General features: G+C 69.6%; 3 protein-coding genes. 1 reads left to right on the top strand and 2 read right to left on the bottom strand.

Annotation, left to right across the window (positions count from 1 at the left end):
* Both VFV89_RS06190 and VFV89_RS06185 read right to left on the bottom strand, forming a co-directional pair.
* On the bottom strand, positions 1–1,561 hold a 1,561-nt coding region (locus tag VFV89_RS06190; protein WP_329705040.1), incomplete at its 3' end, for an AMP-binding protein.
* A gap of 57 nt (positions 1,562–1,618) precedes the next feature.
* Positions 1,619–2,056, bottom strand: a complete 438-nt coding sequence (locus VFV89_RS06185; protein WP_329705039.1) for a DUF3052 domain-containing protein — start codon at positions 2,054–2,056, stop codon at positions 1,619–1,621.
* Positions 2,057–2,264: 208 nt separating this feature from the next.
* Between VFV89_RS06185 and aceE the strand changes: the two genes are divergently transcribed.
* Positions 2,265–5,048, top strand: a 2,784-nt coding sequence (gene aceE, locus VFV89_RS06180; protein WP_414690349.1) for a pyruvate dehydrogenase (acetyl-transferring), homodimeric type, incomplete at its 3' end; no start/stop codon positions are given.

Genomic DNA, 5,048 nt, shown 5'->3' with positions numbered 1-5,048 from the left:
CGCGGGGGGCCTTGTAGGAGGCGAGATTCGCCTTCACGTAGGCCTTCAGATCCTCCTCGGAGACGTTGGCGTTCTCACCCAGGACGGCAAAGGCCTTGAGGCGCTGGCCGAACTCCTCGTCCTCGACGCCGATCACGGCGACCTCGACCACGGCCTCATGGTCGGCGAGCAGGTCCTCGACCTCGCGGGGGAAGACGTTCTCGCCGCCGGAGACGATCATCTCGTCGTCGCGGCCCTCGACGTAGAGCAGCCCCTGCTCGTCGAACCGGCCGACGTCGCCGGAGGACATCAGCCCGTCGACCATGTCCTTGTTGCCACCGCCGGTGTAGCCCTCGAAGAGCAGGCTGTTGCCGACGAAGATCCGCCCCGACCCACCCTGCGGCACCTCCTTCCCGTCGTCGTCGAGGATCTTCACCACCGTCGCCCACGGTGGCTTGCCCGCCGTGGCGGGATGGGTGCGCATGTCCTCCGGGGTCGCGATCGAGGCGTAGGCCACCTCGGTCGAGCCGTAGGTGTTGTAGAGGTTGTCGCCGAAGTGGTCCATCCAGCTCAGCGCGAGGTCACCGGGCAGCGCTGAGCCCGAGGCGGCCACGACCTTGACAGTCGCGAGGCGGTACTTGCCGAGCGTCTCGTCGGGCAGCGCGAGCATCCGCTGGAGCATGACCGGGATCACCACCACCTCGTCGCACCCGTGCTCGTCGACGAGGGCGAGCGCGGCCTCGGGGTCGAACTTCCTGCGGAGCACGACCGTGTGCCCGAGCAGCAGCGACAGCATCAGGTGCGCGAAGCCCCAGGTGTGGAACAGCGGCGCGGCGATGTGCACCTTCCAGCCGTACTTCAGCGGCATCCGCGAGAGCAGCGAGATCGCGGCGTCGATGCCGGCCTCGTTGCGTGGTGCGCCCTTCGGTGTACCGGTCGTGCCGGAGGTGAGGATGACGATGCGGCTGTGGTGGTCCGGGACGTCGACCGGTGCGTCGTCGGGCTCACCCGCGATCAGCGAGTCCAGGGTGGTGAGCGTCGTCTCGCCGTCCGCCCACGACAGCACCCGCTCGTCCACGTCGGCCTTCTCGAGCATGCCGGTGAACTCCTCGTCGTGGATGACCACGGCGGGGTCCTCCCGCTCCAGCACGTCCACCAGCTGAGGGCCGGCGAAGGCGGTGTTGAGGAAGATCAGGTCCGCGCCCAGCTTGGCGGCGGCCACCGTGGCCTCCACGAAACCCCGGTGGTTGCGGGCCATCAGCGCGACCGAGTCGCCCTCCTCGACGCCCAGCCCCCGGAGTGCCCTGGCGAGCCGGTTGGTACGCCGGTCCACCTCGCCGAAGGTCAGCTCGCCGCGCTCGTCGACCACCCAGGTCCGGTCGGCGACCAGGGTGGAGATGGCCAGGAAGCCCCCGGCCGGCCCGGTCCCCCACTGCTGCAGCGCCCGCCCGGCCCGCGCCAGCTTCACCGGGGAGTAGGGGCGCAGGATCCCCGAGCCGGCCAGCACCTTGAGGCCATAGCCGGTCGCGCCGGCCTTCGAGGCCAGCTTGTCGAGCGGTGCCGGGAGCGGGAGCGAAGCCACGTCGTGCAGGATGTCATGTCGGCCGACACCGGGGACCGGCGTCCCGTCCGGAGGACCTCAGGCGGGGGTCTTCGGCGCGATGAGCCGGGTCGCGGACCAGTCCTTGCTCACCGCCGCGGTGGTCGTCTGCGACAGACCGGCGATCGGCGCCGCCTCCGCGATGTCGGCCGGGTCGACCGCGTTGGGCCGGCCGACCTTGGGGGTCAGCAGCCAGATGGCCCCGCCCCCGACGAGGTCGGTGAGCGCGTCGACCAGGCCGTCGACCAGGTCGCCGTCCTCGTCACGCCACCACAGCACCACGGCGTCGACCACGTTGCCGTAGTCGCCGTCGACCATGTCGGCGTCGATCGCGTCCTCGATGGCCACCCGCAGCTGATCGTCGGTGTCGGAGTCCCAGCCGAGCTCCTGGATGACCATCCCGGGCTTGAACCCGAGCCGCTCGGCGGCTCCGACGGCACCCGTCTGGGTGGAGCTTCCACCCTCGGTCGAGCTCACGCCGTCCTCCCTCGTCTGCGACAGTTACAGCGAACCCCCGCGGCCGCGGGGGTCGAATGAGCGATAGTCCACCCGAGTTGGGCGGTACGCGCAAGCAAGCCGTGCCGTGTCGTCGCTGGTGGGACGTCCGTGCGGACCCTCTCCGGCGTACTCACGGGTAGCAGATCGGGCGTTCGTCCGGCTGGTCGAGCCGTGACACGATGAGTGGGTGACCGAAGAAACACCCGAGACCTCCGGCACCCACCGAGCCACCACCAGCGGTTCGCCCACGCCGGTGATCCACGAGGGACTGCCGACCCAGCTCCCCGACATCGACCCGGACGAGACCTCGGACTGGCTGGACTCCTTCGACCAGCTGGTCGGCGAGCGCGGGCGTGACCGGGCCCGCTACGTGATGCTGCGGCTGCTCGAGAAGGCCCGTGAGATGAACGTCGGCGTGCCGGCATTGCGCAGCACCGACTACATCAACACCATCCCGCCCGAGCGCGAGCCCTGGTTCCCCGGCGACGAGGACATCGAGCGCCGGATCCGCGCGTTCATCCGCTGGAACGCCGCGGTGATGGTCTCCGACGCCAACCGCCCCGGTCTCGAGGTCGGCGGTCACATCGCGACCTACCAGTCCGCGGCGAGCCTCTACGAGGTCGGCTTCAACCACTTCTTCCGCGGCAAGGACCACCCGGGCGGTGGCGACCAGATCTACATCCAGGGCCACGGCTCCCCCGGCATCTACGCCCGCGCCTTCCTCGAGGGCCGGCTCACCGAGCAGCAGCTGCTGCACTTCCGCCAGGAGGTCCAGCACGGCGTCGGCAAGGGCCTCTCGTCCTACCCGCACCCCCGGCTGATGCCGGACTTCTGGGAGTTCCCGACGGTGTCGATGGGGCTCACCGGGATCAACTCGATCTACCAGGCGCGGTTCAACCGCTACCTCCACAACCGCGGCATCAAGGACACCAGCCAGCAGAACGTCTACGCGTTCCTCGGTGACGGCGAGATGGCCGAGCCCGAGTCGCTCGGCGCCATCGGGCTCGCCGCGCGCGAGGAGCTCGACAACCTCACCTGGATCATCAACTGCAACCTGCAGCAGCTCGACGGCCCGGTGCGTGGCAACGGCAAGATCATCCAGGAGCTGGAGTCCTACTTCCGCGGCGCCGGCTGGAACGTGATCAAGGTGATCTGGGGCCGCGAGTGGGACGAGCTCCTCGCCCGCGACGTCGACGGCGTCCTGGTCAACCAGATGAACCGGACCCCTGACGGCGCCTTCCAGACCTTCTCGGTCGAGGACGGCGCCTACAACCGCGAGCACTTCTTCGGCCCCGACCCGCGGCTGCGCAAGATGGTCGAGCACATGACCGACCGGCAGATCGAGAAGCTGCCTCGCGGCGGCCACGACTACCGCAAGGTCTACGCCGCCTTCGACGCCGCGTCCAAGCACGCCGGACAGCCGACGGTGATCCTCGCCCACACCATCAAGGGGTGGACGATCGAGGCCCTCGAGGGCCGCAACGCCACTCACCAGATGAAGAAGCTCAAGCTCGCGGACCTCAAGAAGTTCCGCGATCGGCTCTACCTGCCGATGAGCGACAAGGAGCTCGAGGACGCCTACGAGTCGACCGGCACCGCGCCGTTCTTCCACCCGGGCGAGGACTCCCCCGAGATCGAGTACATGCTCGAGCGCCGTCGCCAGCTCGGGGGCTCGATCCCGAGGCGGGTGGTGCGCGCCAAGTCGCTGATCCTGCCGGGCAAGGAGATGTACGACGAGCTCAAGCAGGGCTCGGGCAAGAACAAGATCGCCACCACCATGGCGCTCGTCCGGCAGCTCCGCGACTGGATGAAGGACCCCAACATCGGGCAGCGGGTGGTGCCGATCGCGCCGGACGAGTACCGCACGTTCGGCATGGACTCGATGTTCCCGAGTGCGAAGGTCTACGACCCGGCCGGCCAGCAGTACGAGTCGGTGGACCGGAAGTTGTTGCTTGCCTACAAGTCCTCGGTCCAGGGCCAGCTGCTGCACGAGGGCATCTCCGAGGCGGGTGCGCTCGCCTCGGCGACGGCCGCTGGGTCGGCGTACAGCACCCACGGCGAGCACATGATCCCGTTCTACATCTTCTACTCGATGTTCGGGTTCCAGCGGACCGGGGACTCGATCTGGGCGATGGCCGACCAGCTCGCGCGCGGCTTCCTCATCGGCGCCACCGCGGGCCGGACCACGCTCACCGGTGAGGGTCTCCAGCATGCCGACGGCCACTCGCCGCTGCTGGCCGCCACCAACCCGGCGGTCGTGCACTACGACCCGGCGTTCGCCTACGAGATCGCGCACATCATGGAATCCGGACTGGCCCGGATGTACGGCGAGACCGAGGCGCACCCGCACGGCGAGAACGTGATCTTCTACATCACCGTCTACAACGAGCCCGTCGTCCAGCCCAAGGAGCCCGACGACGTCGACGTGGACGGGATCCTGCGCGGCATGCACAAGGTCTCCACCGCCGAAGGTGACGGCCCGCGGGTCACGCTCCTCGCCTCCGGCGTCGGGTTCCCCTGGATCCAGGACGCCCAGCAGATCCTGGCCGAGGACTGGGGGGTCCGGGCCGACCTGTGGTCGGTCACCTCCTGGAACGAGCTGGCCCGCAACGCCACGGCCGCCGAGGAGTGGAACCTCCTGCACCCGGGCGAGACCCCGCGGACGGCCTACGTGTCGGACCGGCTGGCCGGTGCCGACGGCCCGGTCGTGGCGGTGTCGGACTACATGCGCGCCGTACCCCTCCAGATCGCGCGCTGGGTCCCCGGCGACTACCGGGTGCTGGGAGCCGACGGCTTCGGCTTCGCCGACACTCGCCCGGCCGCCCGCCGGTTCTTCCGGATCGACGCGCAGTCCGTGGCCGTCCAGGCCCTCCAGGCCCTCGCCGACGCCGGCGAGATCGACCGCGCCCAGGTCGAGAAGGCCTTCGCCCAGTACCGCATCGACGACCCCACCGCCGTCGCCGACGTCAAG

The organism is Nocardioides sp. (genome assembly GCF_036274455.1).
Classification (GTDB): Bacteria; Actinomycetota; Actinomycetes; order Propionibacteriales; family Nocardioidaceae; genus Nocardioides.
This window is presented reverse-complemented; position numbering and strand designations above follow the sequence as displayed.